Genomic DNA, 5,465 nt, shown 5'->3' on the forward strand with positions numbered 1-5,465 from the left:
TTTCTTTGACTAATTGTTTTCTTAAAGTATTCATAAAAAATCTCCTTTACGACATTTGATTATATTTAAATCATTGCCATAAAGAAGATTTTTATTAACCTTGAAGCACAAATTATTTTACATTACCTTTTCATTGTTGAAATGATGAAAATATATTTGATTTCATACAAAAAAGAGTGCCTCATAAACTAAAAAGTTCATTTTGAGTCACCCCCAAAAGTTTAACTCTAAATTTAATTATCTTTTATCAAATGTCTCATCTATTTTACATCTTACCATATTAACAAATTCAGAAATATTATATCCTCTAAGTTTGCATCCACATTTAGGACAATAATCTAGCTTCCTAGATACCAAAGCCCTACAACTAGATTCTGGACATCTTATTTTTAGACTCTCTTCTGCTACTTTAAATCCACATCGTGGGCATATACTACCTGGACGTGATGATACTTCCTTTCCACATTTAGGACACTTTGTCAACTTTATCCCCTCCAGTAAACTCAATTTAATTGATAGTTGAAATTTCTCTCTACAATAATATATGCAATATAATTAAATACGTTTCATTTACAACTATATAAGTTAGATTTTTATAATAAAATAAAAATCCCCTATATTCAACTTACAAATACTTAATTTGATACGTTGAACAATAGGGGATATTATTTTAATTTAGTTATATATCTTACAGCCTATTATTATCTAGGATTTTTTATAGATGCTTGAGCTGCTGCAAGTCTAGCAATTGGCACTCTAAATGGTGAACAAGATACATAGTTAAGTCCTACACTATAACAGAACTCTACTGAAGATGGTTCTCCACCATGCTCTCCACATATTCCTAGTTTTAATTCTGGTTTAACTTCTCTACCTAATTTAGCTCCCATCTTAACTAATTTACCAACACCATTTTGGTCTAGTACTTGGAATGGGTCTTTTTCTAGTATTTCTTCATCTACGTATTGACCTAAGAATTTACCAGCATCATCTCTTGAATATCCAAATGCCATTTGTGTTAAGTCATTAGTACCAAAGCTGAAGAAGTCTGCTTCTTGTGCTATTTCATCAGCAGTTAAACAAGCTCTAGGTATTTCTATCATAGTACCTACAGTATAAGGAACTTCTACACCTTCTTCTTTCATTATAGCATCAACAGTTTCTACTATCATTTTTCTTATTATCTTTAACTCATTTACTTCTCCAACTAATGGAACCATTATTTCTGGAGAAACTTTAACACCTGCTCTTATTGCTTCTATAGCTCCTTGTATTATAGCTTTAGATTGCATTACACATATTTCAGGATAAGTTATTGCAAGTCTACAACCTCTGTGTCCAAGCATTGGGTTAAATTCGTCTAAGTCAACTATTCTCTTCTTAATATCACTTACTTTTATTCCCATAGATTTTGAAAGTTCTTCTATAGTCTCATCATCATGAGGTAAGAATTCATGTAGTGGTGGGTCTAGTAATCTTATATTAACTGGTTTTCCATCCATAACTTTGAATAACTCTACAAAATCTTCTCTTTGCATTGGTAATATTTTTTCAAGAGCTTTTTCTCTTTGTTCTACTGTATTAGATAATATCATTTCTCTAACTGCTGGTAATCTAGCCTCATCAAAGAACATATGCTCAGTTCTACATAGACCTATACCTTCAGCACCAAACTCTATAGCTGCACGAGCATCTCTAGGATTATCTGCATTCGTTCTAACCATCATACATTTGTGTTTATCTACCCAGTTCATTAATTTTTCAAAGTTTCCAGTTAAAGATACTTCTGTTTTCTTAACATCTCCTAGGTACACATTTCCTGTAGAACCATCTATAGAAATGTATTCTCCTTCTTTTATAACTACATCATCAAGTGCTCTTATTTCTTTATTAAACTCATCAACTTTTATTTCTCCACATCCAGCAACACAACATTTACCCATACCTCTAGCAACAACTGCTGCATGTGATGTCATTCCACCTCTAGCTGTAAGAATTCCTTCAGCTTTAACCATACCTTCTATATCTTCTGGAGATGTCTCTAGTCTAACTAAAACTACTTTTTCTCCTTTTTCATTTGCTTTTACTACATCATCAGCATTGAAATAAACTTTACCACTTGCTGCACCTGGTGATGCTGGTAAACCTTTTGCTATAACCTTAGCTTCTTTTAATGCATTATCTTCAAATTTTGGATGTAATAATTGGTCTAATTGATTAGGTTCAATTCTCATTATAGCTTCTTTTTCATCAATTATTTCAGCTTCAACTAAATCAACCACTACATTTATTGCTGCTGCTGCTGTTCTCTTACCATTTCTAGTTTGTAATATATATAATCTTTCATTTTCTATAGTAAACTCTATATCTTGCATATCTTTATAGTGACCTTCAAGTATATGAGTAATTTTTACGAATTCATCGAATACAACTGGCATTACATCAGCAAGAGTTGATATATTTTGAGGAGTTCTTATACCTGCAACAACGTCTTCACCTTGTGCATTCATCAAGAATTCACCAAATAATTTGTTTTCTCCTGTAGCTGGATTTCTAGTAAATGCAACACCTGTACCACTAGTCTCTCCCATATTACCAAATACCATTGATTGAATATTTACTGCTGTTCCTAAGTTATGAGCTATATCATTCAATTTACGGTATACGATTGCACGAGGGTTATTCCATGATCTAAATACAGCCTCTATAGCAAGCATTAATTGCTCTTTTGGGTCTTGTGGGAAATCACTTTTTATTTCTTTTTTATAAATTGCTTTAAATTCTTTTACTATTTCTTTTAAATCATCAGTTGTAAGTTCTGTATCAACTGTGTATCCTTTTGCTTCTTTTACTCTGTCTAATACATTTTCAAATTTATATTTTGGAACTTCCATAGCAACATCAGAAAACATTTGTATGAATCTTCTGTAACTATCATATGCAAATCTTTCATTTTGTGTAGCCTCTGCTAGACCAACAACACTATTGTCATTAAGACCTAGGTTAAGAATTGTATCCATCATTCCTGGCATAGAGAATACTGCACCAGAACGAACTGATACTAATAATGGATTCTTATTGCATCCTAATGTTTTATTTAAGTCTTTTTCTAAAGTAGCTAAATGCTCTTCTATTTCTTTTATTATCTCTGCTCTTATACTTTCATTGTTAACATAATAATCATTACATGCTTCTGTTGTTATAGTGAATCCAGGAGGAACAGGTAAGCCTATCTTAGTCATTTCTGCTAAATTGGCACCTTTACCTCCTAGTAAAGATTTCATGTCTTTGCTTCCTTCACCAAAACTATAAACATACTTAGTTTCCATTGTTAAATCCCCCATTAATCTTTTTATTTTAATTTATATTATTTTTATTAATAGACATTATTAAATTTCTATTTCTTTGTATATCTTTAGACCATTTTCTTTCATTATGTCTAAAATTATACCTGCTGTTTCTTCTATTGCCTTATTTGAAACATTTATTACTGGGCATCCAATTCTTTTCATTATTTCTTCTGAATAATCTAACTCCTGAAGTATTCTTTCTAAATTAGCATAGTTTGCTTTACTAGATAAACCTAAAGCTTTTAATCTTTGAGTTCTTATTTCATTCAGCTTTTCAGGTGAATTAGTAAGACCTATTATCTTCTTAGTATCTATCTCAAATACTTCTTTAGGAATTGGTATTTCTGGAACTAATGGAACATTAGCTACTTTTATATTTTTATTAGCTAAATACATACTCAAAGGAGTCTTAGATGTTCTTGAAATTCCCACTAAAATTATGTCTGCTTGAAGAACACCTCTAGGGTCTTTCCCATCATCATATTTTACTGCAAACTCTATAGCTTCAACTCTCTTAAAGTAAGATTCGTCTAATTTTCTAATTATACCAGCTTCTCTTTTAGGTTTTCTTCCTGTTCTCTTGCTTATCTCTCTTAGTATATCTGTCATCAAGTCTATAGAACTAAGACCTTCTCTTTCACAATATCTTTCAACAATACTGCATAATTCTTCATCAACTAATGTATATACAATCAAAGCGTTTTCAGCTTTTGCATTTTCCAAAGTTTCAAGTAGTACTCCTTTATTAATCATGTATGGAAATCTTTTTATTTCATAAGTTTCATTCACATAAAACTGTGACATACATGCTTTTGCAACTTGTTGTGCAGTCTCCCCTACTGAATCTGATACTGCATATATAATTAGGTTTTTCACCAGCATACCTCCTTAATTGTCAACTATTTCTAAGAATAGCTTAGTTATGTTGGTTTTTGATATTCTCCCAACAACTCTCATATGATTTTTGTCTTCTCCCTTATATTCAACAATTGGAATCGAATCTACTTCATGTTCTATTATTTTTCTTGAAGCTAATAAAACACTTGCTCCTTTAGTTAGAGTAACTACATTTGGAGTTCTTGTCATTATCATACCTATTGGCATCTTATTTATATCAGAACCTCCTATAGTTGCTTTTAACAAGTCTTTTCTGGAAACAACTCCACATAGCTCTTCATTTTCATCTATAATAACTATACTCCCTACATCAGATAAAAACATAGTGACTATTACATCATATATACTTTCGTCCTTCTTAGCTAGTACAGGCATGCTCATTATATCTTCTACTGTTTTTTCTTTTATACTTTTACCAATTAAATTAATTTCACTGACTCCTGAATAAAAATATCCAACTTTTGGTCTTGCGTCTAATATTCCTGTCATTGTTAATATAGCTAAATCAGATCTAAGTGTAGCACGAGTCACATTCAACCTGGAGGCAATACTTTCACTCGTTATTGGTTCATTTTCCTTAACTATATCTATAATTTTTAGCTGTCTTTCGTTAAGCTGAATAATAATCACCTTCTTTCATTGTGCTATACTTTTTATCTTTTCGCATCTTATATAGTATATTATATAACTATATATATCATTCTGTAAACAGATTTTTTACTGAATACGATATATTTTTTACTAAGTTCTCTTGCTTAAAGATATTTATTATATATTAATGGGGGATAATTCTTTAATTAATAGAACTATATTAGTATTACAGTTAATATTATAATACATAATTGGTCATTTTAATTCATTTTATATTAAAATTTTTAATAATATTATTTTAATATGAATACAAAGTTGCAGAACCAATTTAGATTAAACATACTAGTATCTTTTATAATTACAAATAAGCTATAATATACTTCTAAACAAAATATCCTAACAAAAATATATAGAAATTTAAAAGGGCTGATTTAGAAATTAGTATAATCCCCTTATAGTAGACATTTAAATAAAAGGCCATTATAATAGGTCTAAAAAGCGTATACTCTAAGGGGGTTTTTCTATGTCTAAAAAACACAAAAAATATAGCAAAGAACTTAAACTAAAAGCTGTAAACTTATATATAAAAGAAGGATACTCATCATACAAAATTGCTGAGATGCTGAA

The 5,465-nt window shown here is 30.2% G+C and carries 4 protein-coding genes; all 4 read right to left on the reverse strand.

Translation table 11 applies throughout. The features are described from left to right. Nucleotides 1-237 precede the first annotated feature (237 nt). Complete coding sequence (locus KGF42_RS18620) at nt 238-483, reverse strand: zinc ribbon domain-containing protein (protein ID WP_227821251.1); 246 nt, start codon at nt 481-483, stop codon at nt 238-240. 218 nt (nt 484-701) lie between these two features. Continuing rightward, nucleotides 702-3,329, reverse strand: a complete 2,628-nt coding sequence (gene ppdK / locus KGF42_RS18625) for a pyruvate, phosphate dikinase (protein WP_227821250.1) — start codon at nt 3,327-3,329, stop codon at nt 702-704. 60 nt (nt 3,330-3,389) lie between these two features. Then, nucleotides 3,390-4,232: a pyruvate, water dikinase regulatory protein gene (locus KGF42_RS18630; RefSeq protein ID WP_227821249.1), complete on the reverse strand. Its 843-nt coding sequence runs from the start codon at nt 4,230-4,232 to the stop codon at nt 3,390-3,392. Between the two features lie 6 nt (nt 4,233-4,238). Further along, on the reverse strand, nt 4,239-4,877 hold the full coding sequence (locus tag KGF42_RS18635; RefSeq protein ID WP_227821248.1) for a helix-turn-helix transcriptional regulator: 639 nt from the start codon (nt 4,875-4,877) through the stop codon (nt 4,239-4,241). Nucleotides 4,878-5,465: the final 588 nt, after the last annotated feature.

The organism is Clostridioides sp. ZZV15-6383 (assembly GCF_020657735.1).
Classification (GTDB): Bacteria; Bacillota; Clostridia; order Peptostreptococcales; family Peptostreptococcaceae; genus Clostridioides; species Clostridioides difficile_D.